This is a genomic window from Rhodococcus sp. no. 34, assembly GCF_054589475.1.
Genome location: NZ_BAAILK010000035.1, coordinates 267,313 through 293,810, shown reverse-complemented (window position 1 = coordinate 293,810; position 26,498 = coordinate 267,313). Strand labels below are relative to the sequence as shown.

The 26,498-nt window shown below is 61.6% G+C and carries 30 protein-coding genes; 13 read left to right on the top strand and 17 right to left on the bottom strand.

What is annotated here, in order from left to right; translation table 11 throughout:
• A partial coding sequence (locus ACYP01_RS14580; protein WP_459680756.1) for an MBL fold metallo-hydrolase occupies positions 1-374 on the top strand: 374 nt, incomplete at its 5' end.
• 49 nt (positions 375-423) lie between these two features.
• On the opposite strand, the gene ACYP01_RS14575 is transcribed toward ACYP01_RS14580, so the two are convergent.
• Both ACYP01_RS14575 and ACYP01_RS14570 read right to left on the bottom strand, forming a co-directional pair.
• Positions 424-1,398, bottom strand: a complete 975-nt coding sequence (locus ACYP01_RS14575) for a phosphotransferase enzyme family protein (RefSeq protein ID WP_459680754.1) — start codon at positions 1,396-1,398, stop codon at positions 424-426.
• Between the two features lie 82 nt (positions 1,399-1,480).
• Positions 1,481-1,972 carry an Lrp/AsnC family transcriptional regulator gene (locus tag ACYP01_RS14570; RefSeq protein ID WP_007730865.1) on the bottom strand — a complete coding sequence of 164 codons (492 nt, stop codon included), beginning with the start codon at positions 1,970-1,972 and terminating at the stop codon, positions 1,481-1,483.
• 137 nt (positions 1,973-2,109) lie between these two features.
• Between ACYP01_RS14570 and kynB the strand changes: the two genes are divergently transcribed.
• The 3 genes from kynB to ACYP01_RS14555 are packed head-to-tail and all read left to right on the top strand — an operon-like array spanning position 2,110 to position 5,592.
• Positions 2,110-2,841 carry an arylformamidase gene (kynB, locus tag ACYP01_RS14565; RefSeq protein ID WP_459680752.1) on the top strand — a complete coding sequence of 244 codons (732 nt, stop codon included), beginning with the start codon at positions 2,110-2,112 and terminating at the stop codon, positions 2,839-2,841.
• Entirely contained in the window at positions 2,838-4,103 is a 1,266-nt protein-coding gene (gene kynU / locus ACYP01_RS14560) for a kynureninase (protein WP_459680750.1), read from the top strand. Before kynB ends, kynU begins: the two co-directional genes overlap by 4 nt.
• Before the next feature lie 55 nt (positions 4,104-4,158).
• Entirely contained in the window at positions 4,159-5,592 is a 1,434-nt protein-coding gene (locus ACYP01_RS14555; protein WP_287482569.1) for an amino acid permease, read from the top strand.
• 13 nt (positions 5,593-5,605) lie between these two features.
• Here the strand turns inward: ACYP01_RS14555 and ACYP01_RS14550 are convergent, their stop codons facing one another.
• Positions 5,606-6,292 carry a dienelactone hydrolase family protein gene (locus ACYP01_RS14550; protein WP_459680747.1) on the bottom strand — a complete coding sequence of 229 codons (687 nt, stop codon included), beginning with the start codon at positions 6,290-6,292 and terminating at the stop codon, positions 5,606-5,608.
• A gap of 56 nt (positions 6,293-6,348) precedes the next feature.
• On the opposite strand from ACYP01_RS14550, the gene ACYP01_RS14545 reads away from it, so the two are divergent.
• The 4 genes from ACYP01_RS14545 to ACYP01_RS14530 all read left to right on the top strand — a co-directional run bounded on the left by ACYP01_RS14545 (position 6,349) and on the right by ACYP01_RS14530 (position 10,812).
• Positions 6,349-7,293, top strand: a complete 945-nt coding sequence (locus ACYP01_RS14545) for a D-cysteine desulfhydrase family protein (protein ID WP_054187490.1) — start codon at positions 6,349-6,351, stop codon at positions 7,291-7,293.
• A complete protein-coding gene (locus ACYP01_RS14540) occupies positions 7,290-8,147 on the top strand; it encodes a helix-turn-helix transcriptional regulator (RefSeq protein WP_050655982.1) in 858 nt (285 codons plus the stop codon). The genes ACYP01_RS14545 and ACYP01_RS14540 overlap by 4 nt, the downstream gene beginning before the upstream one ends.
• 94 nt (positions 8,148-8,241) lie before the next feature.
• Entirely contained in the window at positions 8,242-9,225 is a 984-nt protein-coding gene (locus ACYP01_RS14535) for an ABC transporter substrate-binding protein (RefSeq protein WP_030536016.1), read from the top strand.
• Between the two features lie 420 nt (positions 9,226-9,645).
• Positions 9,646-10,812 (top strand): alkane 1-monooxygenase, encoded by a 1,167-nt coding sequence (locus ACYP01_RS14530; RefSeq protein WP_459680742.1) that lies wholly within the window; start codon positions 9,646-9,648, stop codon positions 10,810-10,812.
• Between the two features lie 36 nt (positions 10,813-10,848).
• Here ACYP01_RS14530 and ACYP01_RS14525 read toward each other — a convergent pair whose 3' ends face one another.
• Positions 10,849-11,766, bottom strand: a complete 918-nt coding sequence (locus ACYP01_RS14525; RefSeq protein ID WP_242692427.1) for a nuclear transport factor 2 family protein — start codon at positions 11,764-11,766, stop codon at positions 10,849-10,851.
• Positions 11,767-11,798: 32 nt separating this feature from the next.
• A complete protein-coding gene (locus tag ACYP01_RS14520; RefSeq protein WP_459680739.1) occupies positions 11,799-12,437 on the bottom strand; it encodes an NAD(P)-dependent oxidoreductase in 639 nt (212 codons plus the stop codon).
• Between the two features lie 167 nt (positions 12,438-12,604).
• On the opposite strand from ACYP01_RS14520, the gene ACYP01_RS14515 reads away from it, so the two are divergent.
• From ACYP01_RS14515 to ACYP01_RS14505, 3 genes are all read left to right on the top strand, one after another.
• Complete coding sequence (locus ACYP01_RS14515) at positions 12,605-13,576, top strand: serine/threonine dehydratase (protein WP_050655983.1); 972 nt, start codon at positions 12,605-12,607, stop codon at positions 13,574-13,576.
• 58 nt (positions 13,577-13,634) lie between these two features.
• Complete coding sequence (locus ACYP01_RS14510; protein WP_020971062.1) at positions 13,635-14,036, top strand: hypothetical protein; 402 nt, start codon at positions 13,635-13,637, stop codon at positions 14,034-14,036.
• Positions 14,037-14,097: 61 nt separating this feature from the next.
• Positions 14,098-14,934 (top strand): DUF1206 domain-containing protein, encoded by an 837-nt coding sequence (locus tag ACYP01_RS14505; RefSeq protein WP_459680736.1) that lies wholly within the window; start codon positions 14,098-14,100, stop codon positions 14,932-14,934.
• Positions 14,935-14,953: 19 nt separating this feature from the next.
• On the opposite strand, the gene ACYP01_RS14500 is transcribed toward ACYP01_RS14505, so the two are convergent.
• From ACYP01_RS14500 to ACYP01_RS14490, 3 genes are all read right to left on the bottom strand, one after another.
• Entirely contained in the window at positions 14,954-16,261 is a 1,308-nt protein-coding gene (locus tag ACYP01_RS14500) for a serine hydrolase domain-containing protein (protein ID WP_459680734.1), read from the bottom strand.
• An 82-nt stretch (positions 16,262-16,343) separates the two neighbouring features.
• Positions 16,344-17,081: an SDR family oxidoreductase gene (locus ACYP01_RS14495; RefSeq protein WP_081558526.1), complete on the bottom strand. Its 738-nt coding sequence runs from the start codon at positions 17,079-17,081 to the stop codon at positions 16,344-16,346.
• Positions 17,078-17,782 (bottom strand): TetR/AcrR family transcriptional regulator, encoded by a 705-nt coding sequence (locus ACYP01_RS14490; protein WP_459680732.1) that lies wholly within the window; start codon positions 17,780-17,782, stop codon positions 17,078-17,080. The genes ACYP01_RS14495 and ACYP01_RS14490 overlap by 4 nt, the downstream gene beginning before the upstream one ends.
• 175 nt (positions 17,783-17,957) lie before the next feature.
• Here ACYP01_RS14490 and ACYP01_RS14485 point away from each other — a divergent pair, with 175 nt between their 5' ends.
• The gene (locus ACYP01_RS14485; protein WP_459680729.1) at positions 17,958-18,305 is read left to right on the top strand and encodes a hypothetical protein; all 348 of its coding nucleotides are present in this window, start codon (positions 17,958-17,960) and stop codon (positions 18,303-18,305) included.
• Positions 18,302-18,730, top strand: a complete 429-nt coding sequence (locus ACYP01_RS14480; protein WP_459680727.1) for a DUF4190 domain-containing protein — start codon at positions 18,302-18,304, stop codon at positions 18,728-18,730. Before ACYP01_RS14485 ends, ACYP01_RS14480 begins: the two co-directional genes overlap by 4 nt.
• A 13-nt stretch (positions 18,731-18,743) precedes the next feature.
• Here ACYP01_RS14480 and ACYP01_RS14475 read toward each other — a convergent pair whose 3' ends face one another.
• The 9 genes from ACYP01_RS14475 to ACYP01_RS14435 form a co-directional block, all read right to left on the bottom strand.
• A complete protein-coding gene (locus ACYP01_RS14475; RefSeq protein ID WP_459680724.1) occupies positions 18,744-19,292 on the bottom strand; it encodes an SMI1/KNR4 family protein in 549 nt (182 codons plus the stop codon).
• Positions 19,293-19,381: 89 nt separating this feature from the next.
• Positions 19,382-20,482 carry an alcohol dehydrogenase catalytic domain-containing protein gene (locus ACYP01_RS14470; RefSeq protein ID WP_447000875.1) on the bottom strand — a complete coding sequence of 367 codons (1,101 nt, stop codon included), beginning with the start codon at positions 20,480-20,482 and terminating at the stop codon, positions 19,382-19,384.
• 10 nt (positions 20,483-20,492) lie between these two features.
• Entirely contained in the window at positions 20,493-21,455 is a 963-nt protein-coding gene (locus tag ACYP01_RS14465) for an ROK family protein (RefSeq protein ID WP_459680720.1), read from the bottom strand.
• Positions 21,452-22,120: an HAD-IA family hydrolase gene (locus ACYP01_RS14460; RefSeq protein ID WP_459680718.1), complete on the bottom strand. Its 669-nt coding sequence runs from the start codon at positions 22,118-22,120 to the stop codon at positions 21,452-21,454. The genes ACYP01_RS14465 and ACYP01_RS14460 overlap by 4 nt, the downstream gene beginning before the upstream one ends.
• Entirely contained in the window at positions 22,117-23,001 is an 885-nt protein-coding gene (locus ACYP01_RS14455) for a TIGR03619 family F420-dependent LLM class oxidoreductase (RefSeq protein ID WP_083056428.1), read from the bottom strand. Before ACYP01_RS14455 ends, ACYP01_RS14460 begins: the two co-directional genes overlap by 4 nt.
• Complete coding sequence (locus tag ACYP01_RS14450) at positions 22,998-23,795, bottom strand: VOC family protein (protein WP_459680716.1); 798 nt, start codon at positions 23,793-23,795, stop codon at positions 22,998-23,000. Before ACYP01_RS14450 ends, ACYP01_RS14455 begins: the two co-directional genes overlap by 4 nt.
• Entirely contained in the window at positions 23,792-24,691 is a 900-nt protein-coding gene (locus ACYP01_RS14445; protein WP_447000870.1) for an NADP-dependent oxidoreductase, read from the bottom strand. Before ACYP01_RS14445 ends, ACYP01_RS14450 begins: the two co-directional genes overlap by 4 nt.
• Positions 24,688-25,509, bottom strand: coding sequence for an SDR family oxidoreductase (locus ACYP01_RS14440; protein WP_019745655.1), 822 nt, complete (start codon positions 25,507-25,509; stop codon positions 24,688-24,690). Before ACYP01_RS14440 ends, ACYP01_RS14445 begins: the two co-directional genes overlap by 4 nt.
• Positions 25,502-26,497, bottom strand: coding sequence for a zinc-dependent alcohol dehydrogenase (locus ACYP01_RS14435; RefSeq protein WP_020909399.1), 996 nt, complete (start codon positions 26,495-26,497; stop codon positions 25,502-25,504). Before ACYP01_RS14435 ends, ACYP01_RS14440 begins: the two co-directional genes overlap by 8 nt.
• Position 26,498: the final 1 nt, after the last annotated feature.

Below are 26,498 nucleotides of genomic sequence, written 5' to 3'. Positions count from 1 at the left end.
ACCTGAACCCGGCCGACGATGTCCTCTGGGAGATGACTCACCCCGGGGTGAAGCATCTGAGCTTGGAAGATGATCAGCGTATTGCTGTGGCGGGTACGGACATTCTGGCCATCCACACACCGGGCCATTCCCCGGGGTCGACCTGCCTCTACCTGCCCGAGGCGGGGGAACTGTTCAGCGGCGACACCTTGTTCTCCGGTGGACCCGGCGCAACGGGGCGGTCGTACTCAGACTTCCCGACCATCATTGGGTCCATTCGCGACAAGCTGTTCGCGCTCCCCTCCGAGACCGAGGTTCACACCGGTCACGGCGACGGCACGACGATCGGTACCGAGGCGCCGCATCTCGAAGAATGGATCCGCGCCGGATCCTGATGTGATCAGAAGCGAAGTGGGGACGCCGGTACCGGCGTCCCCACTTTTGTCACAACGCTGATGCCCAACCGGCGGTGTCGTTCTCACCCGGGATTGCCATCAGGCCGTGCCACAGTTCGAGGATCTCGAACCATTCTGTCTCGGATCGGCTGAGGGGACGGACGGATTCGTAGCCGGCGCGCAGGCTCTGCCGTACCGCGATCGGTGTCGGTCGCCAATCGGTGAACAGGGTGCCCAGATAGACGCTTGCCTTGGCCAGGTCGCTCACCCGGTGGTCGATCACCACGTCGTCGAAGTCGAGTACTCCGGTGGTCCGAGAGTTTCGAGTCAAGATGTTGGCTGCACGGAAGTCGTTGTGTACCAGTTGAGTTTGGTCATCGAGCTCGGACGCACGCGCCAGGAGGCCCACGAGCCTACGCGTTGCCTCAGGCGCGAACCCGCGGTCGAAATTCTCGAGCCAACCACCGATGCGCTCCTTCAACCCGGTGCTGCGCGACGAGAAAACCGATCCGTCGACATGGGTGGCGCCGAGCGTTCGGTGTATTTCTGCCAGACATGCTCCTGCCGAACGGACCGCCGCGCGGTCTTGCACGTCCAACCAATCTCCCGCCAACTCCGGCAGTACGGTGAATGACACTGCGCACGAAGGCCCTTCCAGTGTTTCCCGGTCCAGCAGTGTTTCCCGGTCCAATCCGTTCAGGGAAGTGATTGGCGACGGAACGGGCGCACCCTGCCCGGCGAGTGCGCTCAGCAGGCGCGTCGACGCCTCCAGGTTCGCGAAGCGCTCTGTGTCGCGCGACCACTTCACCACCAGCCCACCTCGGTCGCTCGCAACCCACACGATCGCGTTCTGGTCACTGATCGCCATTCGCGAGCACTCGAGGGCCGTCAATCCCCAAGTCTGCTCGAGTACCGCCGAGACCCAATGGGTGGCTGCGCCGAAGCTGTTGAATCCGAATCGCTGCTTCAGAGCGGCTTCCGACTCCACCGACTCCCAGAGCATGGACAACCCGAGTGGCAACATGCCGTTCGACTCTAGTGGGGGAAGTTCGAATCGAGGTGTCGATCTCGGAAGCACCCGAAGACGCCTTGGCGACAGCTGCAGTTCAGCCGCCTTGACTCAGTTCGCTGAAGATCAGGTTGGTCTGGGTATTGGCGATGGCCGGATCGTTGAGGTGCGCGCTGACGAAATCGCGAAGCCGAGTGGGGGATTCACACGACACGTGCACCAGGAGATCACGGTCCCCACTCATCAGGAACACTCGCTGAACGGAATCCAATCCGCTCAGGTGCTCGGCAATTTCCGTCATCCGACTTCTGGCGTGGGAGTGAATCAGAATCGACACCATCGCCGAGATCTCGAGGCCGAGTAGCTCGAGGTCTATGTCTGCGTGAAACCCCTTGATGACGCCCGATTCGCGTAGAGCGCGCATCCGCGCCAGAGCGGTCGACGGCGCTATCCCGACCTTCTCGGCGAGTGCGTTGTTGGGGATGCGTGCATCCCGGACGAGTTCGCGGAGAATCGCCGTATCGACGTCGTCGAGCCGAACATGATTCGGCCGAGCTGCGGCAGCTGCCCGTTCGATCGCATTTATCATCCGATTTCTCCCTGCCGTCGCGAAAATATTCAGCATCTATTGACCGCGCCCGTCGATGATCCTAGCTTTTGCCAAACACATCGAATTATCAAACGGTCGAGATCTACACAGTCGACTGTTGCGACGAAGGGGTCTGGATGCTTCCGAGGATCGGCCGACACGCGGGCGACGGACACACGGGCGACTGGAGGGCGCGGTTGATCGACATCAGCCCGCCGATCTCCGAATCGACGCCCGTGTGGCCAGGCGATACCGCCTTCACCCGCGCTGTCACGTCCGACCTCGGCGGCAGTGACGCCGTCACCATCAACCGAATCACCACCACTCCGCATATCGGTGCTCACGCCGATGCGCCGGCGCACACTCGCATCGACGGCGCGACCATTGGTTCCGTTCCCCTCGAGCCCTATCTCGGCGAAGCACTGGTGGTCGACATGACGGGGGTCGACGGTGCCGCCTGCATCAGGCCCGTCGAAGAGACGGTGGAGCGACTCGGCGGCCATCTGCCGCAACGGCTGATTCTGAGGACGTACCCGAAGTACCCACGCAAGTGGGACAACGACTTCGCCGGTGTTTCTCCGGAGCTGACCCACTGGTTCGCCGACCGCGGTGGAGTTCTGATCGGAATCGACGGCGCCTCGTTCGATCCGATGGACAGCAAGACCATGGACGGGCACCACGCGGCAAGCGATCGTAGCGTCGCGATCCTCGAAGGACTTTGCCTCGACGACGTCGACGAAGGCTACTACGAGTTGATCGCACTGCCGCTGAAGTTCCTCGACCTCGATGCCAGCCCGGTACGCGCCGTGCTCCGGACTCTGCCTTCATCACTTTCAACGCCGACACATGCAGGAGAAGAATCGTCATGACATCGACAACCACACTTTCGTTGGAAGACTGCGTCAAGGCCGACGCAGTGGATCCTCTGAGGGAGTTCCGCCGCGAGTTCGCGATTCCGGAGGGCGTTCTCTACTTCGACGGAAACTCGCTCGGCGCGCGTCCCATTGCCGCGCAGGAATGCGCCGCGAGAGTGATCGGCGACGAGTGGGGCAACGGCTTGGTTCGCAGTTGGAACGAGGCTGGATGGTTCGACCTCCCGGTCCGCCTCGGTGACAAACTTGCCCCGTTGCTGGGAGCAGGTGAAGGCGAAGTGGTAGTAACGGATTCGACGTCGATCAACCTGTTCAAGGCATTGGCCTCTGCGCTGTCCATCGCGGCTGCTCAGGATCCCAGCCGGAAGGTGATCGTCTCCGAGCGCGACAATTTCCCCACTGACCTCTACATTGCGGAGGGCATCATCTCGCTGCTCGATCAGGGATACGAACTACGCCTGATCGACCAACCGGGCGACCTCACCGAAGCAGTAGGACCGGACACCGCCGTAGTGATGTTGTCGCACGTCAACTACCGCACCGGAAACCTGTATGCGATGACGGAAGTCACTGCAGCAGTGCAGGAACGTGGCGCCCTCATGATCTGGGATCTCGCACACTCGGCCGGCGCCGTCACTGTCGATCTGAGCGGTGCCGACGCCGACTTCGCGGTCGGGTGTACGTACAAGTACCTCAATGGCGGTCCGGGTTCACCTGCATTCATCTGGGTCAACCGTCGCCATCAGAACACCGGAATCCAGCCGCTGTCCGGGTGGTGGGGGCACGCGCGACCGTTCGCGATGGAGTCGGCCTACGAACCGGGCGCAGGAATACGACGGTTTCTGAGTGGTACTCAACCCATCACGTCGTTGTCACTCGTCGAGTGTGGTCTCGACGTCATGCTCAAAGCTGACATGGCCGACATCCGCAGCAAGTCGCTCGCGCTGGCCGATCTCTTCATCAGCCTCGTCGAGGAGCGTTGCGCTGCCTACGGTTTGGAGTTGATCACGCCGCGCGAGCACGAGCGTCGTGGCTCGCACGTGAGTTTAGTTCATCCCGAGGGCTATTCGATCATGAAGGCTCTCATCGCGCGGGGCGTCATCGGCGACTACCGCGAACCCGGAGTGCTGAGGTTCGGTATCACTCCGCTCTATCTCGGATACGCCGACGTGTGGAACGCCGTCGACGTGTTGCGAGACATCCTCGAGAACAAGTCCTGGGATCGCCCCGAATTCCGCGAGCGCGACGCAGTCACCTGATTCTTCTTCCAAGTTTCCGCGGACCGGGAGGTGCCGCCTTTCGCAAGGAGCTTTCATGAGTGATTTCAAAAACATCCAGCAACGAGAATCAGGTCTCAAACGCGAACTCGGCCCCAAGCAGATGAGCATGATCGCGCTCGGCGGCGCAATCGGCACCGGACTCTTCCTCGGCAGTAAGTTCGCCATCGGCTTTGCCGGGCCGAGCGTCATCGTCAGTTACGCGATCGGTGGGCTGATCGCCCTCCTGCTGATGGGCGCCCTCGCCGAAATGACTGTCGCGCATGCGACATCGGGTTCGTTCGGTGCGTACGCAGAGTTCTACGTCGGACCGTTGATCGGCTTCCTCGTTCGCTATCTCTACTGGTCGTGCATCGTCCTCGCGGTCGGTACCGAGGTCACCGCAATCGGTGAATATATGCAGTTCTGGTTCGCCGACGTACCGTCATGGCTGTGGATCGTGTTGTTCTCCGGAGTGCTGATCGGCGTGAACATGTTCAACGTCAAGGCCTTCGGAACGATGGAGTACTGGTTCTCGACGATCAAGGTCTTCGCGATCGTGGCGTTCATCGTGATGGCAGCGTACGTAGTGTTCGGTAGCGGGAACCCGGACTACGGATTTCACAACTACACGGCCGGTGGCGGATTCTTCCCGAATGGTTTGTCCGGCATGTGGTTTGCCGTGATCGTATCGATCTTCAGCTACTTGAGCATCGAGATGATCGCCATTGCAGCCGGTGAGGCGGAAAACCCCGCGGTGGCGGTGAAGAAGGCGTTCCGTGTGACGATCGTCCGACTGTTCGTCTTCTACATCGCAACGCTTGCCCTGATTCTGGCAATCGCTCCGATGGACAAGATCTTGAGCGGCGGAAGTCCCTTCGTCACGGTGATGCAGGTTGTGAAGATTCCGGGCGCAGACAGTGTGCTGAACTTCGTGGTGATCATCGCCGCGCTGTCCGCGATGAACAGTCAGCTGTACGTGTCTTCGCGAATGATGTTCTCGCTCTCCCGTGCTGGTGACGCGCCGGCCATTCTCGGCAAGGTCAGGGCCAACGGCTCACCGGTCAATGCCTTGCTGCTGTCGACGTCGGGTATCGCCGTCGCAACCATCGTCTACGTGCTCTTTCCCGAGCAGGCATTCACCTTGATGATCTCGCTGTCGATGTTCGGGGCGATGGCGACGTGGCTGCTGATCTTCGTGACGCACTGGTTCTTTCGCAAGCGGATGGCAAGCGAAGGACGAACCCTCTCGTTCACGATTCCGTTCTTCCCGGTGGGGACGATACTGGGTGGTGTCCTCATGGTCGCGATCCTCGTCACGACATTGTGGGTCGAGGATTTCAAGATGACCTTGGTGTTCGGGGTGCCGTTTGTTCTTGCCGTGATCGGCATCTACTACTTCACCCGATCACGTCGGGCGCAGAGTCGAGCGGTGACGGCTGAACAGGTTCAGGACGAGATCACCGGCACGGTGGTCAAGCGGGTTCCCTGACTTACATTGGCAATCAAAGGGTTTCGGCGAAAAACTCCATAGTGCGGGTCCAGGCGAGGGCAGCAGAATCCGGGGCGTAGTGGCTGGCCGAAGTGTCGTTGTTGAACGCGTGGCCGGCGTCGGCATAGCGGTACACCCGGGCGAGATCGGACGCGGTTGCGCGCAATTGCTCGACGCTCTCCGGCGGGATACTCGGATCGAGGTCGCCGTAGTGACCGAGCCACGGGACCTGCAGTTGCGCTGCAAGTTCGGTGCCTGCGGCAATCCCATCCCATCGGGCTTCTGCAACGCCGCCACCGTAGTACGTGACAGCGGAATCGACGAGGGGTACGGCGGCACACCACAGGGATGCGGTGCCGCCCATGCAGAATCCGAGGGAGCCGACTTTGTCTGCTCCCTCGGATCGGCTGTAGTCGACGGCGGCACGTACGTCGTGGCCGATGCTTGTGCCGTCGAGTGCCATGAGCGCATCCTTGGCGGACGGGAAGTCGGTGAAGGAGGTCTGTGCGCCGCGATGGTAGAGATGCGGGGCGACGGCAAGGTAGCCGGCATCGGCGAGGCGTTCGAGGATGCTCTCGATGTGTTGGTTCACGCCCCACGCTTCTTGGAGAACTACTACCGTATGTCTCGGTTCACTCGGCGAATCCGGTCGGCTGACGGTCAGCGGTACATCACGTGTGGTCGTCGTGAAAGTTCCCATGTCCCGACTGTATCTGAGCCCAGCCTGTAGGTGCACGGTCGAACTAGACTCGTCAAATGTTGAGTTCCGCCGTTCCGCCGATCAGCTTGGGCAGTTGGCCGACGCCCGTCGAACCTCTGGCGCGTTGCGCGCAGGCACTCGGATTGGGGCCGGAAGATCTGTGGATCAAACGTGACGACGTCACTGGCCTGGGCGGCGGCGGCAACAAGATCCGAAAGCTGCAGTACACCTGCGCTCAGGCTTTGGCCGTCGGCGCGACGACTCTGATCACTACCGGTGCGCCGCAAAGCAATCACGCTCGCTTGACTGCGTCGGCAGCAGCCCGTTTGGGATTGCGTTGTGTGCTGGTGCTCGGTGGTGCCGAGCCGGAATCCGCGCAGGGAAATCTCGTTCTGGATGCACTCGCGGGCGCTGAGATCGTCTGGGCCGGTGGGGACACGGCATCCGCGCTCGACGCCGCGGTGCAGGCCGTCGCGGACTCGGGCGGTGTACCTTTTGTCATTCCCTTCGGTGGTACCAGCGCGGTGGCTGCGCAGGGATACGTGGACTGCGCACGCGAGATCGAACAGCAACTCGCCGGCGTCGATCGCGTCGTGGTTGCACTCGGATCGGGTGGAACGATGGCAGGCCTTGTCGCGCATCTGGGCGTCGACAGAGTTGTGGGCGTCGACGTCGGGGCTGTTGCCGACCCGGTGTCGACTGTCGCTGGGTTGTTGGACGAGATGCCTGGTCCGACCGCGCGAGCCGCAGATCTTCAGATCCTGCGAAACCAAGTTGGACAAGGATATTCGACGCTCACGGAAGCATCAGCCGGCGCGATCCGATGTTTGGCTCGTACTGAGGGCATCTTCCTCGACCCGACGTACACCGGCCGAGCCTTTGCGGGATTGATCCAACTCGTGAAGGACGAAGCCATCACGGCGGGATCAAAAACGGTCTTCCTGCACACCGGTGGGTTGCCTGGCCTGTTCGGACATCCCGAACTGTCGACGCTGCGGTGAGCGAGCAGATCGACTACCCGCTCAGCAGTCCGCTCGACGAACTGTCCGAGTGGCAACGCGTCGTTCGACCGCTGCGCGTCAGTGCCGACGGGTACTTGCGGTTGGCGACCAATCGGCTGGCCGTCGATTCCGACTACACCTGGGAGATGCACCGCCACAGCGATCACGAATTGCTGTGGGCGATCGACGGTGTTCTCGAGGTCCGTACTCCGGAGACTGTGTACACGGTGCCGAGCGGAGTCAGTCTGTGGATCCCGTCCTTTGTTCCCCACGAGGTGACAGCGCGCAGCGGCACAGAATTGTCGTGCACGTGGTTGGTGGCATCCGATGTGACCGGGTTGGATCGTGTGGTGGCCTTGTCCACCCCTCCGCTGCTCGAACAAGTACTCGATCACCTCACCCGAGACGACCTGACCGACGCGGCTCGTCGACGAGCCGAGGCGTTTGCCATCGACCTCGTCGAACCTGTTCCGCGACTGATTTTCGATGTACCGCTGCCGACGACGCCGTGGCTTCGGCAGATCGCAGATCAGTTGGTCGCCAGCCCGGCCGACACCCGATCGGTCGAGGAGTGGGCCACCGACGCGAAGGTCAGTACGAGGACTCTCACACGAAGGTTTCCGGCCGAGACCGGATTGACCTTCTCGGAATGGCGTATGCGATTGCGGGCTCATCACGCGATGCAACTTCTGGCACTCGGTCGAAGCATCTCGTTTGTGGCGCGGAAGACGGGTTTTCGTTCCGAAAGCGCGTTCGGTGCGGCTTTTCGTCGAACGATGGGCGTGACACCGGGGGAGTTTGCAAGCCTGATCGATCATCCGCGCGCGCCAATGACCGATTGGCTACAGGACTAGTCCGAACAGCGACTCAAAGCATCTCGATCGGACTTGTGCCGTGCCGCAGAATGAACTTAGGGTTGGCTAAACAATCACCCTGTAGGAGTTCTGCGTGCGCGCAATTCGATCATTTTCTTTCGGTTCCAGAGTCATTGCAGCGGCGGCGGTTGCCGTCGTAGGTGCGATGGTGGTGACCGGCTGTTCCTCGTCGTCGGCCGACTCCGAGCAGACGGACGTCCGGACCGTCGCGTCGGCGTACGGGGACATCGAGGTTCCGGTTTCACCTGAGCGCGTCGTCGCCGCGTCGTACGACACTCCTTGGCAGCTCATGTCCCTCGGAGTGAAACCGGCTGCTGTGCAGGACTACGGCAAGTGGATCAGTGAATTCACGCCGGAGCAGCAGGCCTTCGTCGACGGGCTCCCGACCATCGGGCCTTTCGGGGAAATGAACTTCGAAGCGATCGCTGCGGCGGATCCCGACATCATTGTCGGCGACGCCGACGAGGTGGACCAAGCGGCGTTCGACCGTCTGTCCGGCATTGCACCCACCGTCATCGTCAAGGGAGAGAGCCGAGGCGACTGGAAGAAGATCACCACCGAGCTTGCTGAGGCAATTGGCAAGACCGACGTGCTCGAGTCGACGCGGACTGCTTACGAAGAGAATCTCGAACGTGTCCGTGGCGAGTACGCCGACGTGATCGCGACCAACAAGTGGATTCACATTTCACTCGGAGACGCGCCCGGCGCTTTCTCGGTTCAGCAGCCCACCGGTGCGATCGGCAATTTGGTGGTCAACGAACTCGGATTGGCGTACGGGCCCGGTGTTCCGACCAATTACACCGATGCCGGATACGCGTCCTATCCGATGGAGCAGTTGGCCGACATCCTGAACGGCGTGACGGTCGTGCTGTATCCGCTGAACGCGGACGGGTCGACCAGTGCGGCGGTTCAGGCGGTCCTCGACGACAACCTCTTCACGAGGCTGCCGGCGGCGCAGGCCGGGCACGTCTTCGGATTGCAGTCGAGCGTCACAGACTTCGTGACCGCGAACGGTTGGCTGAACGAAGTGAAAACGAAGGTGTTTGCAACGCTCTGACGCTTGCTCACCTTTTCACTGCGTGCCCGCAACTGACCAGTTGAGGGCGCGCAGTCTTTTTGGTCGCCACTACGAGCGGAAATCCTGTCCTCTGCTTATGATTTCTGTCACTGCCGGTTACCGTTACTTCGACGAGGGCGACGCGGTTCAACCTTGCCTTGGCAGGGATCATCGATCCTCGGCGACGTGCGGAGGTGGTCGCCATCCCCGCAGATCCGTGGGGTATTTTGTCCGTATCTACTGTCGGGGTGAGCAGTGATGTGCGGGGGAGTTTTTGGTGAGTACAAGCGCTCGTGCCGTCTTTCGAGCAGGGCGCTCTGGATTTCGGGACCATACCCGTCCGGACATTAGTTCTGGTTTGCTGAGCGTGAACGGTGCGTGGGGCGAATCGTTCGAGGGGACGAAAGGCGAGATCGGCGAATGACAGCGACTTCCGACGCACGGTGTACCGAATCGAACGCTGTCCAGAACACCGACTCGCCGTCCGGCGAAAATCCGCGCTGGCGCGACCGCAAGAGGTACCTGTGGCCGCTCGGATTGCTGATTCCACTCAGCCCGTTCCTCTCCTGGATTCTCGTCGACAACCTTCGTCTCGGATTGTTCTGGGCGACCGGCGCGTGGCTACTGGTCATCGTCATCCCGATCATCGACATGCTGGCCGGTGAAGACGGCGAAAGTCCGCCGGACGATGCGATCCCACGACTGCAGAAGGACCGCTACTACCGCTGGTGCACTTACGCGTTCCTCCCCTTGCAATACGCCGGTCTGGTCTTCGCCTGCTGGTGCTGGATCAACGCTCCGATGGGAATCGCGGAGAAGATCGCGATGTCGTTCACGGTGGGCGTCGTCGCCGGCGTCGGTATCAACGCGGCCCACGAGCTCGGCCACAAGAGCGAGAAGATCGAACAGTGGCTCGCGAAAGTGGCGCTTGCGCAATCTCTCTACGGGCACTTCTACGTGGAACACAATTTCGGCCACCATGTGCGTGTAGCTACTCCGCAGGACCCGGCCAGCTCACGGTTCGGTGAGAGCTTCTGGAGGTTCTTGCCACGAAGTGTGTTCGGCGGGCTGCGTTCGGCATGGCGCATCGAGAGCGCTCGACTCCAGAGGAAAGGCAAACGAACCTCGAGCTTCGAGAACAATATTCTCAACGCTTGGGCGATGAGTGTTGTCCTCTTCGCGACGCTGATCGGTATCTTCGGTTGGGAGGTCGCGCCCTGGCTCCTGCTGCAGGCAGTTGCCGGATTCACCTTCCTCGAAGCCGCGAACTACCTCGAGCATTACGGCCTGCTGCGTGGCAAGCGTGCCGACGGCTCGTACGTTCGCTGCAGCCCCGCTGACAGTTGGAACAGCGATCACGTCGTGAGCAATCTGTTTCTCTACCAACTGCAGCGGCACAGCGATCACCACGCCAACCCGAAGCTGCGGTACCAAAGTCTGCGTAGCGCGGCCGAAGCGCCGCAACTTCCGGCCGGCTACGCAGTGATGATCGTGATCGCGTGGATTCCACCGCTGTGGCGCCGGGTGATGGATCAGAGATTGTTGGACTACTACGACGGCGACACAGAACGAATCAACGTCGGCTGATCCGCATCCCTCTCTGAACTGTTCGGAGTTGCCGTCTCAGCGACCGTCGTCCCACACGGTGTTGCCGCTTGCAGTCGTCGACGGGTAGTCCTGGACGGCGTCCCAATGCTCGACGATTTTGCCGTTCTCGTCGAATCGGAAGATGTCCATCGAGCCGCTGCCGGCCGTTCCCTCACCGGACGAAGCGAAGGTCTGAACAAAGACGAAGTCGCCCTCGGCTACCGTCCGTGGAAACTTGGTGGCCTTGTCTTCGGTAACGGGTTCGATCCCGGCCAGTGCGGTGACAAATGCGTCCTTGCCGTCAGCGAACGAGGGGTTGTGCTGCGTGTAGGTCGGACCGACCAGCTGGTCGGCAGCCTCGGCGGCTTTGCCTTCGTTGAAGGCGAGCTGCAGGAACGTCAACGCGTTGGCCGTGTTGCGCTCCAAGACTTCTGACGACTTGGACGGCGACGAGGTGGGTCCGTCGAACATCGTGTTCGGATTCGCGGACGTTTCCGGCACGTCTTGAATGGCATCCCAGTGTTCGACGATCTTGCCGTTGTCGACGCGGAAGATGTCGAATACCGCCTGGCCGCGGTCGCCGGGTGCAGACGTGGTGTGGGACTGGAGGGCAACCAGATCGCCCTCGGCGAAAACGCGAGTGATCTCGGCATGCAATCCGGGTGTGGCCTCGACGTAACCGCCTATGCCGCTGACAAATCCGGCTGCCCCATCGGCGGCGGTGGGGTTGTGCTGGATGTAGACGTCGCCAAGGTACCGGTCGGCGGCTTGCTGTACCTGACGGCCGTTGAACGCCAGTTCGTAGAAGTCTGTGACGACGGTCCTGTTGGATTCGAGTTGATCGCCCTGTTCGGCAACAACGCTCGTGGACGTCGTAGAACTGCTGGGCGTTGCGGATTCCGCGTCGTTGGAGCACGCAGTGAGCAGGAGTGCGGCGGCAGCGGGAACAGTCATCCAGGCTGCGCGCCTACGAAGGTTGCTCATATTCAGTGTGCGACGGTGAAACGCTGGCGACCGTGTGCCGGAGTCTCGATCTCGTCGACAAAAGCGTGTGCGTAGTCTTCGCCCGCGATGGCGGAGTTGCCCTCGGCGTCCGTCAGAAGGATGTCGCCACCCACCTGGAAGGATCCCTTCGGAGCGACGCCGGCATGGGCGCCGAATGCTGCGGCCGGGCTCACGTAGAACCAGTCGACATTGCTGTCGGTCGCGCGGAGCGCATCGAGGACGTCGGCGTGAGCGAGTGCCTCACCCTTGTATGCGTCCGGGAAGTCGGGGGTGTCGACGACGCGCGGCCCACCCTCGGAGACCAACAGGCTGCCGGCGCCACCGACTACGGCAATGCGAGCACCGTTGCGTGCGGCGGCATCTGCGAGGGGAGTGACGGCGTCGAGCAGGCGCTTGCCGTCGATCTCGCGAGCGGGGATGGCAACGACAACGACGTCGTTGTCTGCCGTGATCTGCTCCACGATCGTGTTGTCGTGAACAGAACCCTGCACGACATTCGTGTCGGTTCCGGACTGCGCGCTGCGAGCGACGACGGTTACCTCGTGGCCGCGTGAAGCGGCTTCTTTCGCGATTGCGCTTCCTGCAAAACCGTTTCCACCGAATACTGCGATCTTCGACATGGGGTGTGCCTTTCCTTGATGTCGTCGTTGTGCTTGTAGTAGTAAATTTATTCACCCCGAGGTGCATTGTCTCGGTCAGATGCGGGCATTCCTTGGTGAAAAACAGACATCGTGATGACGATGGGCCGACTGCTTCGGGTCGAAGTTGCGAACCGTAGGGTTGGTACATGACTCTCACCGCCGACAACAATGCAGGTCCAGTGGCAATCGAGCGCTCGGACGTCGAAGCTGCGCGGACTCGTATCGCAGGACTGGCGCGGCGTACTCCGATCTTTCGCACTGCGCTACCGACGCCACAGGGTGAGGTACCGGTTCTGTTCAAGCTCGAGTACCTCCAGCACGGCGGTTCCTTCAAAGTGCGCGGCAGTCTCAATGCAGTGGAACGAGCGGTCGCCGACGGCACCATGCCCGATGCCGGCGTGGTGATCGCGTCTGGCGGCAACGCTGCAATCGGGGCCGCGTGGGCAGCGCGGCGACGAGGACTCACCTGCACAGTGGTGGTACCGGAGACAGCGCCTGATGCCAAGGTGAAGGCTCTCGGAGAGTTGGGTGCAACCGTTCACAAGGTAGGCGACCGGTATGCACTCGCTGCTGCCGCTGCGGCGGACATCGCACGCACCAGCGGTGCGCTCGAACTGCATGCCTACGACCTGCCCGACATCGTCAGTGGGGCCGGCACCATCGCTCTCGAGCTCGAAGACGACGCATCCGGACCGATCACGTATTGCGTTGCAGTCGGCGGCGGCGGATTGGTCTCTGGAATCGTCGCGGCGGCTCGTCCCGAAGATCACGTGGTAGCCGTCGAGCCGACCGGGGCTGCCACCTTGCGCACCTCGCTCGATGCGGGGCGTCCGGTGGATATCGAAGTGAACAGTATCGCCGGAGACTCGTTGGGGGCTACACGAATTGGTGCCATCGCCTGGGAGACACTGCATGAGAGTTCGGTAGACAGTGTTGTGGTCGAAGATGATTCGATCCGGCAAGCGCGGGCATTCCTGTGGCGGGAGTTCCGGATTCTGGTGGAGTTGGGAACCGCGGCAGCATTGGCTCCGGTTCTGAACGGAACGGTGTCGCCGCCGTCCGACGGTGAACTGTGCGTGGTTCTATGCGGAGCCAACACACATCCGACCGACCTGTAATTTCAGCGTATTTGTTTGCCTGCGTGTGAGAAAGTCGCAGGTGGGTACCTCTCGCAGTATGAGTACCAGCAGCATTATCTGGATAATTGTTGCCGTGGTCGTGGTGATAGCGATCGTGGCCGCACTCCTGTGGGTGGCGCGAAACAGGCGTGACGAGCGTCGTCACATCGAGGCAGAACAGATCCGCGAAGACGTCGCAGACAAGTCACTGCAAGTAGGCGAGCGCGAGGCGCGGGCAGAAGAGACAGCAGCCAAAGCGCGCATGGTGCAGGCAGAGGCCGACGCCAAAGCGGCGGAAGCGTCTGCGCTGCAACATCATGCAGCGCAGCATCGGAAAGAGGCGACGAGTTCTCGCGAGGAACTGAACCAGCAACGAGATCATGCAGACACGATCGACCCCAAGGTTCCCAACCCCGAAGAACCGCGGTCGACGCCGGATCAGAACCCTCGAAACCCTTGATCTCGAAACACTTGATGCAGGCGTTCGAGGGAAGCGTCTGCCCGTATATGGTTCGACGATCATGATGAACAAAGAATCGTCACCGCACGACCAGAAGAGCGTCGCGTCCACGGCGGCTGACGTCGCACAGAACAATGTCTTCGAGCGCTTTGCCCGTGCCGGATTCGTCGTCAGCGGTGTGGTTCATCTGCTGATCGGATATATCGCGATCCGCCTTGCTCTCGGTGGATCCGGGTCTGCGGACCAATCGGGTGCGATGGCCGAGTTGGCAGGAAAGCCAGGGGGTGTCTTCGCTCTGTGGGTCGGCGTCGTGGCCTTCCTTGCCATGGCGTTGTGGAGATTGGCCGAAGCTGCGTTGGGAAGCTCGTCGTCGCCGTCCTCTGACGACAAGAAGAAAGAGTTCTTCAACCGCGCAAAGGCTCTGGGCATTTCGCTCGTCTATTTCGGTTTTGCGTTCACTGCATTCGGATTCGCCCGCGGTAGCGGGAAGTCCAGCAGCGGTCAGAGTGCGGGGATCACGGCGCGTTTGATGGAGAACACGCTTGGAACTATCGCATTGGTGATCGGCGGGATCGCGATCATCGCCGTTGGTGTGTACCACGTGTACAAGGGCGCGAGCCAGAACTTCCTCGATGATCTGAAAGGCACACCCAGCAACTTCGTGCGCCGACTCGGAACCGTCGGGTACGTCGCCAAGGGCTTGGCCATCGCTGCAGTCGGCATTCTGGTTCTTCTTGCGGTCAACAGTTCCGAACCCGGCAAGTCCTCCGGACTCGACGGAGCGTTCAAGACGCTGGGCGCGCAGCCGTACGGAGTGGCGCTGCTGATCCTTGCCGGATTGGGCATCATCACCTACGGGCTCTACTGCTTCGTGATGGTACGCTCGACGAAGATGTAGCGCCCGTAGGTAAGTGGGTCTATCCGAATGACCCGGTCTGGAAGCCGACGTCGCTGCCCGACGAACTTCCCGTCGAGCTACCGAATATCGGTCGTCTCGGAACCAGATCATGCATCAGGTTCACGGCTGCAGGGTCGATCATCGCCGCATTTCCACCGTTCGCCAGAATCGTGATCGACCAGCCGCTGTCGGGAACCAGCAGGGTGATGCAGTTGGATCCCGAGCTGTCTCCGTTTTTCTTGGCGAACCGTTGTGGGAAGTTCGGCGTCGGGGGTTGGAGCTGCCACGCCATTCCCATTCCGAATGCAGGATTCTCCGGAGCTTGCGTGTCGATCTGCTCGAGCATCGAGGTCAGGACTGGTTTGAGCAGGTTGTTTCCGTAGCCGAGAGTTGTTGCAGCCCAGATCGACATGTCCTCGGCGGTGCTGACCAGCCCACCCCCGCCTGCGATCGCACCCGTGTTGTTCCACAGAGGCGCTCGTGTGCCGTCGAGGTGGTACGGAACGGCAAGGTCGGTTGCTTTGGTCTCGATCACGGTACCCATCATCCCGAGCGGGTCGGTGATTTCGCGGGCGACTGCCGCCGCGAATGGTGGCTTCTCTTGTCCCGGAATGATTTTGTCGGCCATGAGTGTGCCGAGCAGTCCGAACCCGAAGTCCGAGTACACCCAGTGGCTACCGGGGGCGAACTCCAAGGCGCCGGCGTCTTGGAGTCCTTTCCAGAGCATATTTCTGGTGTACTTCGCCTTCTCGTCCGTGCACGATCGTGTGGGATCGGCACACCCCGCCGAAAGATTGGGCGGGTCGTCGCTCAGACCGGAACGGTGGGTGACCAGTTGGCGAAGCGTGATCTCCTCGCCGCCGATGCCTTTCGGCAGCGGGTTGCCATCCGAATACTTGCTCGCCAGGTCGTCCAATCCGACTTCTCCCCGAGCGATCAGTTTCGCCAGTAGTGCAGCGGTGAAGGTCTTGGTCTCCGAGGCGATCTCGAATTGCGTTCGTGGAGTGACTCTCACGCCGTTTTCGACGTCGGCATATCCGTAGTGGTACGTAGTGGTGACACTCGCCTTGCGGTTCTTCTCATCCGGTTTGACGATGGCGAAGGCAAGACCGGGGACTCCGCTGTTCAGCAGTGTCTCTGCGACGCGCTGTACCGCTTGGGCTTCCGCAGGATCGCCGACCCGCGAACCTGGATTGGGTGCCGTGGGGCCGGCGGCGCCGGCGGTCGAGGAGGTCGCGAGGGCTATGACCGCGGTTGCCGCCAGCCCTGCAACGCTGATGAACTGCCGTCGTGACGTCCGGGCGGACCCTCGATCCTGGTTATCCATTGTTTGCACATTACAACCAAAGTCGACTGGTTTGACTGTTTTGTCGGAATTGCCAAGGTGTGCTCCTTAGACGATGGTTTTGCTAAATCACGCCGCCGTTGACGTAGATGACCTGGCCATTGACCCAACGAGCTGGGCCGGCGAGAAACGCGACAGCCTCCGCGATGTCCGCCGGTGTGCCGAGGCGTTCCAGGGGAGCCAGCTTGGACAGGTTCTCCACTGTAGCTTCGTCTTTCCCGTCAAGGAATAGATCGGTGGCCGTGGGGCCTGGGGCTACGGCGTTGACCGTGATATCGCGTCCCCGTAGCTCTTTCGCGAGAACCAGAGTGATCGCGTCGACAGCACCTTTGGTGGCGGCGTACGCGGCATAAGTCGGAAACGCCAGCTTCTTCACGGAGGTGGAGAAATTGATGATCGCACCACCGCGCCGGACACGTCTGGCTGCCTGCTGGTCGACCACGAAGGTCCCTCGGACGTTGGTCCGATGCATCCGATCGAAATCGTCGAAGTTCAGTTCTGCGACGGTGGAGAGAATCATGATTCCGGCTGCATGGACGACGACGTCGATGCCCCCGAACTCCTCCTCGACCGTATCGAACAGGGCCGCGACTTCACCTTCGTCGGCGACGTCCGCATGCACCGCTATGGCGCGACCGCCCGCAGCGACGATGGCGTCAGCTGTTTCCTGGGCGCGTTGAATGTTTCCTGAATAGTGCACGGCGACAGCCATTCCGTCGGCGGCGAGCTTCTCGGCAGTCGCTCGCCCGATGCCGCCGGAAGCTCCGGTGACGATGGCGACGCGGGTGGTGGTGTCAGTCATGATGTAACTCCTGAACTGGTTTCGGTTGCATCGGACAGCTTGCGAAGCCACTCTCGTAGTAGGCCGACTTCGTTGGCGGAGAGAGAAGTTGAATCTGCGGCGGCCAGTTGGGCGTCGAGAGTAGATGCAACTCTGTTGAGTGTGGTTTCCGGGTGGGCGCCGGATTCGTCGATGATGGACGCGAAGATTCCGTCGCGAACTCGCTGTGACAGCGTCGGATTGGGGTACTGTTCCGGCCTGACGACGAGCATCAGAGCGACGCCCGCATTGGCGGACATCACCATCTGCGTAGCCACGTCGACCGATACGGTCAGAACACCTGCCGCAGCGCATCGTTCGAGAACGGATCGAAGTAGCGCCTGGGCCTGCAGGGCGGTGTCGGCGCTCTGGGCGGAAGGTGAGTGCATCAAGCGGTAGTGAGCGGGATGCGCGAGCGCGAAGGCGGTGTGCGCATCCCAGCCGGCCCGTAGATCGGCAACGGGGTCATCGGAAGGTGTCGCAGCCCGTTTGCCTTCGAGGTATTCGAAGAAGCCCGCCTCGACGACGGCTGCGAGCAGTCCGTCCTTGTCGCCGAACTGACGGTAGAGCGCGGGGGCGCCGACGCCGGCCATCTCGCACACGGCGCGGGTGGATATGTCGCCGTGGGGGGAGGTGTTGAGCAGCTCGGTCGCTGCGGCCAGAATCTTTGCTCTCGAGCTCATAAAAACAACGCTAACACAAACATGTAATCGTTGCTATCGCCGGTTTGGTCGTGCGAACGAACTACGGACACAGGCACCAGAACTTGATCAGATGAGTGAGCCGGTCCGGCCACGGTTCTGTGTGGAGTGACGGCTAGAGCCGTTCTGTTCTCACACTCTGAACGAAGGAATCCTGGTGATTGGCTCGGAAACTACTGTTGCGCAGAATAATTCGCATTCCGGTTATCTGGGGTGGATTCTGCGGGTCATCAGTGTCGTGGCGTGCGCTGCGGTTGCAACGGTCGTTGTCTCGCTGACGCTCGGGCCGCCATTCGCGCGGGCCTGGGCACAGTGGGTTGCTCGTCATCTAGGTGGGGACTTCGAGACGGGAGTCGTTGTCGGATTTGTGACTGGGCTTCTGGGCACCGCTGTGACTTTGTTTGCAGCGCTGATGAGTTCGTTGGCGTGGCGGCGTCGCGGTGGCCCGGCATTGTCGCTTGGTGTCGGTGCCATTGCCATCTTGCCGTTATTCCTGGCGCAGTGAATTTGAGTATCGCGGTCGGTGCAGCAGGATCCGGTGTGAGGGCGGCGGGGAGGATCCTCGACGTCGACGGGCCGGCGATTCGTGGAGCCTGGATAGCCGGATCTGTGGCGGGGCTGTTGCTGTATATGGCCGCGGCGCTGCTGTTAGGGAGGAGCCTTCGTTCGACGTTCGGGCCTGTCAGGCATGTGGCGGCGCCGCTCCCCGGGGTGGTCGGCGGCACGAATGCCTTGGCCATCGTCGCACTTGTACTTGGAATCTTCGGTGGAGTTCTTGCTATTCCAGTGGGCCATGTGTCGTTGAACCAGATTCGCCGTTCCGGCGAAAGTGGGCGCGGATTGGCAGTGGCCGGCCTCGTTCTCGGTTATCTGTCCCTGGTCGTCGTCGTAGGTGTCGTATTCGTGGCTGTGTCCGCGGCCTATCGATAATTTGGGTCGCGCGTCAGAGTTGGGTGGGCTGGAGTGGCTCGATGTCGAAGGTGCGAGGCCCGAACAGGCCCATAGCCCGGGTGCGAATGGACGGTAGTGCTTCGTGGATGCTCCCGCCGAGACGGTGGAGAGAGTTGAACGAGCGTGATTCCCAAACCGGAAACTCTCCGTCGGTGTCGCGTGATGCTGTGTCCCACAGGAGGGCGTCACCGTTTTCGCTCCATCCGAAAACCTGCAGCGAGTCGGGGAGTGACCAATCGCCGTCGGGTTCGATCATCCAATCGAACTCGTCATCCTGTCCTTCTGTGTAGACCGAATGAAGATGAGCGGTGAGGTTGCGGGCGCGCCCTTGCCAGCCGTCGGCAAATCCGGGAAGGACGGGCGGATAGATGAGCCAGAGTCCGAAGGTCCGCGCCCACCCTGCGTGCCGGATGAATGCGCGATACGAATCGGGGAAGCCCTGCCGGTCGGGAAATCGAAAAGAATCCAAAAAGGTGAAATCTATGTGTTGAAGCGTCGGTTGGCCTTTTACCGTCAGCGCGTTGGGTCCCTGTGCAAACACGTCCTCAACACTAGCAATGCGAGTCCGTGGGGGATCTCGGGCGGGAGGTCTTGGCTGGTTGTTCCCCGAGTTCGTCGGATCAAATACCTTCAATGGCCCGCAAGATTCACCACCAATCGAATCACCAACTCGCCGTCCACCTCTCGGGTCCGTTTCTCGCAGATCACGTTCATCAATGCGGTGCCCTCATCGATGCCGAGTTGGTGTGTGAGTAGCGTGTCGATCGTGTCGTCGGCGCTCGTCAATGCAGCTGCAGCGGAGGCGAGTTGGTGGTTCGTGACTCCTCTGTTGCCAGTCAAGGCAACGCGCAGAGCGCCCCTGGTGAACGTGGTGATCGCGGGTGGTGTCGGTCCACCCGTGTTGGCTTGTCGCACCCCGGCGATGTCCACCCCGGGTAACAAATCGGACGTGGCCTTGGCCGGCACTCCACCAATCGGATGCACGGCGACAACTCGATCGCCGAGGCGTTCCAGAGCGGTGTCGATCGACGCTACTGTGCCGGCGCGGTGAGTCGCGACCAGCACGGCGACCGAGCCTGTGGTTTCGCGTACCCAGTTCTCGGTAGCGAGCGAGTTGACCACGGATGGAAAGTGATTCGTCGTCCACTCCATGCCGAGTTCGGTGCGGTGGACCATTACTACTCGGACGGTTGGGAAGAGAACGGAGGGTGCGAGGGCCGCAGCCAGATTTCCGATGAGACCGTCGCCGAAAATGAGCAGCGTCCCCGGTGACTCACGTGAGAGGCAGGAGAGCGCATACCTGACGACGGCGTACGGTTCGACGAGAGTAGCGCGTGCGCTGGAAAGTTCCAGTGGCAACGGCGTGACCAACCCTCCACTCACCGCGGGCACGCCGATGATGACGCGTTGTTGAAACAACCCCTCGACGTTGTGGCCGAGAAGAAACGATGAATCATGCGGATGCGTCGGGTTGACCACGACTCGATCACCTACCTCGAAGTCGGTGACGCCGTCGCCCACTTCGACGACGCGGGTAGCGCCTTCGTGGCCGACGATGGGCGAGGGGTCGTCCCTGTCTCCGCGCACAATCTGAATGTCAGTCCCGCACAGGCTGACTTTCTCGGGGGCGACGAGAAGTTCGCCGGGTCCGGGAGTTGGAGTCGGCCGCTTTTCGACGCTCGACCGACTGCCCCTTCTCACGATTGCGCGATGGGTGAGTTGCGTTGTCATGAATCCTCTTTCACAGCTTGCTTACGCGGAGGCGACCGGCGGCAATATCGTCGGCACCGGACAGGGTGTCGATGTCGTGAGGACGGCACAGGTATATCGTCTTACGGATTCTCTCGGGAGTCAGTGACGTGTCCGCGTACGATCGCACCGAGGCGAGTTGGGAACAAAGTTCCCTCTCGTACATCTCGGACAGACCTTCGGCGAGCCCGCCACCGATCCCGATGCGATCCAGTCGTGGATCGAGGGCGATCATCGTTCTGACCAGCTCGGCGATCGGCTCGACGACCACGCTCAACAGAAGTGATGCACCAGGGGCGCCTGACTCGAGTGCTGGACCGAACGAATCTCTGTCATAGGGCAATTCGAGAGCCGAGGCGACAGCAGCCAACGCCGAGCCGGACGAGATCGCCGCGACATGTCCGATGCCTCCACATGCGCAGGGCAACTGTCGCACCGTATCCGGCCCCGACGTCACTGCACGAAGGTGGCCGACCTCACCTTGCAACCCCGATGCATCCACTGGAATCACTCCCTCTGTTGCATCAGCTATCCGCAGTGCGATCCCGCTGCTGATGGTGAGGTAGGCGATGCGCCGATCGGTGGGACGTGTAAACCCACGAGCGAATGACGCCAACCCTGCCGTCACGTCGTTCACGAGTGTCCATCGAACGTCCGGGCGGTGGGATTCGAGGAGGCGCAGCAACGGAATCTCACCGGCAGGAGCGCCGCCCCACAATGGGCCGGATCCATGGGCGACGCCCTTCTGTTCGTCGAGCGCGGCCCCGCACGCCATGTTCACTGCGGCACCCGGCGGTAGATATCGATCCAGTGTCTCGATCAGCTCGCGCAGGAGTTGATCGGGAGTGGCAGACGGTTGTCGGAGCACGCTGGGCGATGGCAGCCGTTCGGTTCGCTCACCGCTGCGGATGCGTAGCCACGTACCTCCCAGATCGACCGATACGGTATCCGTCATAGTTCCGGTACCACGTCGATTACGAGCTCCGATCTCTCTCGGGAGAGTCGTAGTGAAGTAAAATTATTCACTCTCAAAAGGTTTCGTCCGGGCTCGGCTCCGATTGCAACGCATGATGCGCCGGAATCGGCCGCAGCAGCCATGCCGGCCGAGGAGTCTTCGAATACGGTGCAGGAGTCGGCGGAAACCTTCAAGCGCGCCGCCGCTGCAAGAAAGCCCTCGGGATCTGGCTTGCCGGCGCGCACGTCCTCAGCGCATACCGACGCGTGTGGAAGCGGGAGGCCCGCTTCAGTGAGCCTTCGCACCATCATCGATCGAGGGGCCGACGTGACAATCGCCCATTGCTCCGGGGGCACAGACGCCAGAAAGTCCTTGGCGCCGGCGATGGCGCGAACTGGATGCGAGTTCTGCTCTTCGCTTTGCCTGATCCAGTTCAGTTCGGATTCGACGTTTGCTCGATTACCGAGAACCCGAACGATGATGTCGGAAGCGATGCGGCCTGGAAGTGCCTGCGCTACCACCGCCCGATCAACGCCGTGCCGGTCCGCGAATTCGAACCAGACAGCCTCGATCGACGCCTGCGAATCGACGAGGGTTCCGTCCATGTCGAACAGCAGTGCCGAGGTCGAAATGGATTGTCGAATCGAGCTGGGCCGCAGAGTCATAAGACGGCCACCCGACTCATTCCCAAACTTTCGCCGGCAATGCGAATCAGATCGAGATCGTGGTCGGTTGAGCGGCGCAGTCGCTGGTCGCCAGGATCGGTATCGAGCACAATCGTCTGTGCACCGATCTCAGACAGAAAATCGATGTCGGCACGTATCTGGTTGATGGTTCCGTACCCGAGTGGACGGTCTGGTGATTCGACAGATTTTTCGGTGGGGAGAAAGTAGATGCGGGGGACGAACTCACGTCCGGGGGCGAGTGAAGCGACTCCAGCGATGCATAGGCCCCGGGTAGGGTGCAATGGGTGCCATGCAGTGCCTAATCTGTTGGTTCGGTCGATCGCAGCGGGTCCGTTGCCGCCGATCCACAACGGAGGGTGTGGTTGCTGCAGCGGTAGAGGTCCGTTGTGCACGCGATGTGTTCCGGCCGAGCCCGGTGCGTCGTATGTCTCCGACGTCCACGCTGCGATCAGGGTTTCGAGAGTGGTATCCGTCAGTCGGCCTCGACGTGTGAACGGAACGCCGAGGACGTCGAAAGCCTGTGCAGTCCAGCCGACCCCGATGCCCACGATCAACCGTCCGCCGCTGAGTCGATCAATCGTCGCGGTCGCGTGGGCGAGGTGGGCCGGGTGTCGGTGACTGCCGATCAGCACGCCGCTGCCCAGGCGAATCGACTCGGTACCCGCTGCGAGCCAGGACAGCGTGGCCAGGCACTCGTAAAACGGAGCGGGAGAGCGGCGATTCGCGTCGTCGGTCAACACCACGTGATCCGAGAGTAGGACATTGTCGAATCCGGCAGCTTCCGCTGTCCGGGCCCACGCGAGAATCCCCTCGGGGTCGATCTGCGGCCCGAAGTTGGGGAGATTGATTCCGTACTTCACAGCGAACTCGGAATCAGTCGCGCGGCGCCCCCGTGGCGGAACGTCAGGAAGTTTCCCCCGTTGGCGGTCAAAGGGCGAGGGGCCTCCTGCCGGCCGATGTGGTGCTCGAACAACTCGATGTTCAAGTCGCCGACGGATACCATCGCCATCCGGGACGTTCCTTCGACGTCGAGATCGAACTGTGCCGTCATGAACCCGCGATCCGCTGCGATGTCGGTGCGGAGCACCTCGGTTCCCGAATGGGCGGTCACCAGACGCGCTATCGCGGCGTCGAGGTCCGGGACGCTGTAGCCCGTGTGATCCAAACCGCGGCAGGTCGGGAGAAGGGCCGACGCGATGTCCTCTCGTCTGTGGTGGAGTCGGGCCTGGGTCTCGTGGAAGTATCCCGGCTCCTCGGGCCACTGCTGAAGTTCGAAGAGATCGCCCCACGGCGACCGGAAGTACACCCACTTGTTGCCCGCAATCGGACCCTCGGGTACCTCGATCACGTCGCCGAGGACTGTCACGTCGCTTCGCGAATCAAGGTAGCTCACAGCGAGTTCGATATCGCCGACAGTGAAGCACAGATGGTTGGTACCGATGTCGACCAACCGCGGTGGGGGTTGATGGGGCCAATCCGCTGATACGAAATCCACGATCCCCGACAATCCGATCGGTACGGAGGCACGTCCGGGGGATCTTACGACGCGGTTCGCACCCAGGAGTGAAGCGAAGAAGTTGGCGGCGGCGTCCGCATCGGGAACGGTGACACCGACTATGGACAAGGCATCTTCGACATTCGCGGTCACGGTCATGGGATCAGCAGTACCTTTCCTCGGGTTCCGCCCGCGGCCAGCAGAGCGTGGGCTTGGGGTGCTTCGTCGAACCGGAATGTTCGGGCGACAGGGACGGTGACCGAACCGGTCGATACCAGTTCGGCGAATGATTCGAGGCCCGAGCCGTCCTCGTCGACATAGCTTTTCGCCGGTGTGATTCCACGTTGCGGTGCGGGTTGCTCGTTGTCGTCGATGGAGATGAAGGCGCCGTCGTCTCGCACACTGTCGACAGATTCGGCAACACCCGCCGTGTCGACGATGGCGTCGTACTCCTTCTGCGGCAGGTCGACGGGACTCGCTATGACCCGGCTGAGGCTTAGGGCCAAGAGTTCGTCAGTGTCGCTCTCGCGAGCGAGGGCTTCGACGCGGTGTCCCCGCGAGATCAGCAGCGCCGACGCTATTCGGCCCACCGCGCCGGCAGCACCGGTCACCAACACCGTGGATTCTGGTGCAAGGTCGAGTTTCTCGAGGCATTGCACAGCGGTGAGTGCTGCGAGTGGGATCGCAGCAGCGTGCTCGAGGGTGACGTTCGACGGAGCGGGTGCGAACAAGGACTGGTCGGCGGTGACGCGTTCGGCATAGGTTCCGTAGCGGTGTGCCGGTTGCGCGATCATTCCGATGACGCGGTCTCCTGGCGTGAAGCGTGTTACCGCGGATCCGACTGCGATAACAGTTCCGGAGACGTCCCATCCCAATACGGCTGGGAAGTGCAACTCGATGGGCAAGAACCCCGAACGGGTCTTCAGATCGACAGGGTTGACGGCAGCGGCTGCAACGGAAACAGTGACGTCTCCGGGGCCGGATGTCGGCTCGTCAACCTCGGTGAGAGTGAGAACGCTTGGGTCGCCGGTGGCTTCGATTGCGATGGCTTTCATGCGATTCCTTTCATGAGACCTTGCGTTGGAGAATGATCGACGGCGTAGCGGGCATTCGCTTCGGCTGCAGTCAGAACCAGTCCGCCGTCGACGGTAACGGTGGTCCCCGTGAGATAGCTCGAACCGGACCCGGCGAGGAACGCCGCGGCTGCTGCGACCTCGTGCACACCGGCCGGACGCCCCAACGGGATAGCGGGGCGATCGATGTCCGCATACGACGATTCGTCATCGATGCCGTTCATCGCGGTGGCGGTTTCTCCCGGTGCGACGGAATTGACGCGCACTCCGTGGGGCGCGAATTCGAGGGCGAGGACACGACTCGACGCCGCCAATGCGGCCTTGCTGGCGCAGTAGATTGCACCGCCGGTGATGGGGACCGTGTCATGGATCGATGTGATGTTGACGATCGATCCTGCGATACCTCGCGCGATCATCCGGCGCCCCACCGACGAGGCCAACGCAAGTGGGGTGATCGAATTGACGGCCATGACCTCGCGCATTCGATCGATGGCGAGTGCATCTGCGGGTGATCGATCGTTGATTCCGGCATTGTTTACCAGGCAGTGGATCTCACCCAGTTCATCTGTGCATCTCAGAACGGCGTCGACTGTCGATTCGGCATTGCGCAGGTCCAGTTGCAGGGGAACGACGTCGATGCGGAACTGCGCATTTAGTTCGCTCACCAACCGTGCGATGCGATCGAGACCATTGCCGTATCCGAGGACGAGGTTGTGACCCTCTTTCGCAAGCGCGAGCGCGATTGCCCGGCCGATACCACTACTCGCTCCGGTTATCACTGTGTATTCGAGCTCACTCAACAGAGATCACCACCTTCGGCCGTGTCCTGTGGCCTTCGAGACGATCGAACGCGGACTGTGCTTCGGTCAGAGGAACCACACTGTCGATCAATGCGGTCAACGCCGGGCGAATCAGCGGGAACAGTTCCGCGGCTCGGCGGTAGTGATCTACCCCGTGACGTACTCCGATGATCGAAATGCCGGCCAGCGCAACCGCTCCGGGATCGATCGATTCCGTGTGCGCCGCGACGCCTACGAGGATGCACTTGCCTCCCGGACGGAGAACGCCTACGGCGGTACCCAGCGCACCGGCGCCGCCAGACGCCTCCACGACCACGTCGTACTGCCCGGTCAGGTGTGTGGCATCGGTGAAACTGTGTGTGACGGTGCCGGAGTCGAGGTGTTCGATCGACCGGGGTTCGAGAACGTCGACGGTGATCGGGTATCGACTCAGCATGGCGATGGACAAGCTGCCGATCGTGCCCGCGCCGACGACGAGAACCCGATCACCCGGCGACACCGAAGCAGCGTCGAGCGCCTCGAGCACCGTCACGAGCGGCTCGATGAGAACGTGCTCCGGTTCGACTGTGACGCGACCGAGTGAAACGACCGTGCGCCGCGGCATGCGGAGGAATTCGGCTGCGGCACCAGGATGTTCGTATAGCCCGACCTCGCGCAGATCGGAGCATTGGTTGCGTCGTCCGGCCCCGCAGGCCGAACACGCCTGGCAGAAAATCATCGTGCTCCCGGTGACTACGTCACCCGCCGACAGATCGTGAATATTCGGGCCGGTCTGCTCTACGGTGCCCACCCATTCGTGCCCGAAGTGATGCGGAAACGACGTAAGGCCATCAGTGAGGTATGACGACGTGCCGTGCAACAACTCCAGATCCGTACCGCACAGACCGACATAGGCAACCTTGACGACGACATCGTCAGGCCCGCAGTTGGGACGGTCGATCGTCACGATCGACACGGAACGGGGAGCGTCGATCATCGCAGCTCTCATG

Bases quoted from the DNA above. Each gene is read 5' to 3' on its own strand.
- ACYP01_RS14555 (WP_287482569.1), top strand. From the start codon at position 4,159: ATGAGTGATTTCAAAAACATCCAGCAACGAGAATCAGGTCTCAAACGC.
- ACYP01_RS14470 (WP_447000875.1), bottom strand. From the start codon at position 20,482: ATGACAACGCAACTCACCCATCGCGCAATCGTGAGAAGGGGCAGTCGG.
- ACYP01_RS14520 (WP_459680739.1), bottom strand. From the start codon at position 12,437: ATGTCGAAGATCGCAGTATTCGGTGGAAACGGTTTTGCAGGAAGCGCA.
- ACYP01_RS14435 (WP_020909399.1), bottom strand. From the start codon at position 26,497: ATGAGAGCTGCGATGATCGACGCTCCCCGTTCCGTGTCGATCGTGACG.
- ACYP01_RS14460 (WP_459680718.1), bottom strand. From the start codon at position 22,120: ATGACTCTGCGGCCCAGCTCGATTCGACAATCCATTTCGACCTCGGCA.
- ACYP01_RS14530 (WP_459680742.1), top strand. From the start codon at position 9,646: ATGACAGCGACTTCCGACGCACGGTGTACCGAATCGAACGCTGTCCAG.
- ACYP01_RS14450 (WP_459680716.1), bottom strand. From the start codon at position 23,795: ATGACCGTGACCGCGAATGTCGAAGATGCCTTGTCCATAGTCGGTGTC.
- ACYP01_RS14490 (WP_459680732.1), bottom strand. From the start codon at position 17,782: ATGAGCTCGAGAGCAAAGATTCTGGCCGCAGCGACCGAGCTGCTCAAC.
- ACYP01_RS14570 (WP_007730865.1), bottom strand. From the start codon at position 1,972: ATGATAAATGCGATCGAACGGGCAGCTGCCGCAGCTCGGCCGAATCAT.
- ACYP01_RS14445 (WP_447000870.1), bottom strand. From the start codon at position 24,691: ATGAAAGCCATCGCAATCGAAGCCACCGGCGACCCAAGCGTTCTCACT.
- ACYP01_RS14515 (WP_050655983.1), top strand. From the start codon at position 12,605: ATGACTCTCACCGCCGACAACAATGCAGGTCCAGTGGCAATCGAGCGC.
- ACYP01_RS14500 (WP_459680734.1), bottom strand. From the start codon at position 16,261: ATGGATAACCAGGATCGAGGGTCCGCCCGGACGTCACGACGGCAGTTC.
- kynB (WP_459680752.1), top strand. From the start codon at position 2,110: ATGCTTCCGAGGATCGGCCGACACGCGGGCGACGGACACACGGGCGAC.
- ACYP01_RS14545 (WP_054187490.1), top strand. From the start codon at position 6,349: ATGTTGAGTTCCGCCGTTCCGCCGATCAGCTTGGGCAGTTGGCCGACG.
- ACYP01_RS14575 (WP_459680754.1), bottom strand. From the start codon at position 1,398: ATGTTGCCACTCGGGTTGTCCATGCTCTGGGAGTCGGTGGAGTCGGAA.
- ACYP01_RS14505 (WP_459680736.1), top strand. From the start codon at position 14,098: ATGATGAACAAAGAATCGTCACCGCACGACCAGAAGAGCGTCGCGTCC.
- ACYP01_RS14465 (WP_459680720.1), bottom strand. From the start codon at position 21,455: ATGACGGATACCGTATCGGTCGATCTGGGAGGTACGTGGCTACGCATC.
- ACYP01_RS14510 (WP_020971062.1), top strand. From the start codon at position 13,635: ATGAGTACCAGCAGCATTATCTGGATAATTGTTGCCGTGGTCGTGGTG.
- ACYP01_RS14550 (WP_459680747.1), bottom strand. From the start codon at position 6,292: ATGGGAACTTTCACGACGACCACACGTGATGTACCGCTGACCGTCAGC.
- ACYP01_RS14495 (WP_081558526.1), bottom strand. From the start codon at position 17,081: ATGACTGACACCACCACCCGCGTCGCCATCGTCACCGGAGCTTCCGGC.
- kynU (WP_459680750.1), top strand. From the start codon at position 2,838: ATGACATCGACAACCACACTTTCGTTGGAAGACTGCGTCAAGGCCGAC.
- ACYP01_RS14525 (WP_242692427.1), bottom strand. From the start codon at position 11,766: ATGACTGTTCCCGCTGCCGCCGCACTCCTGCTCACTGCGTGCTCCAAC.